Below are 376 nucleotides of genomic sequence, written 5' to 3' on the forward strand. Positions count from 1 at the left end.
TCCTACTTAATACAATTACTTTTAACTACCAGTCAATCTTAAATTATTTTGATAACAGAAGTACTAATGCTTCAGCAGAATCTTTCAATGCAAAAGTAAAAGCTTTTAGATCGCAATTTAGAGGAGTCAGGAAAATAGATTTCTTCGTATTCAGATTATCTAATCTTTTTGCTTAATCCTCAACTTTTGCACGTGATCCCTGATCCCTTTTGCACCTGATCCATTTTTAATAAGCTTTGAATTTTGGTTAAAAAAAAATCCTCATCAAATAAATGATGAGGATTTTATAAAGAAAGGCGACGACATACTCTCCCACATAACTGCAGTACCATCTGCGCAGGCGGGCTTAACTACTCTGTTCGGGATGGGAAGAGGT

The 376-nt window shown here is 35.1% G+C and carries 1 protein-coding gene and 1 rRNA gene; one reads left to right on the forward strand and one right to left on the reverse strand.

The features are described from left to right. The first annotated feature begins 14 nt into the window (after positions 1 to 14). Entirely contained in the window at positions 15 to 176 is a 162-nt protein-coding gene (locus ACHRVX_RS23830) for a transposase (protein ID WP_395337085.1), read from the forward strand. Between the two features lie 115 nt (positions 177 to 291). Here the strand turns inward: ACHRVX_RS23830 and rrf are convergent. Next, positions 292 to 376: ribosomal RNA gene (rrf, locus tag ACHRVX_RS23835) — 5S ribosomal RNA — on the reverse strand; the annotation flags it as partial.

Origin of the sequence: Flavobacterium sp. FlaQc-47 (genome assembly GCF_044006475.1) — a bacterium.
Taxonomy (GTDB): domain Bacteria; phylum Bacteroidota; class Bacteroidia; order Flavobacteriales; family Flavobacteriaceae; genus Flavobacterium.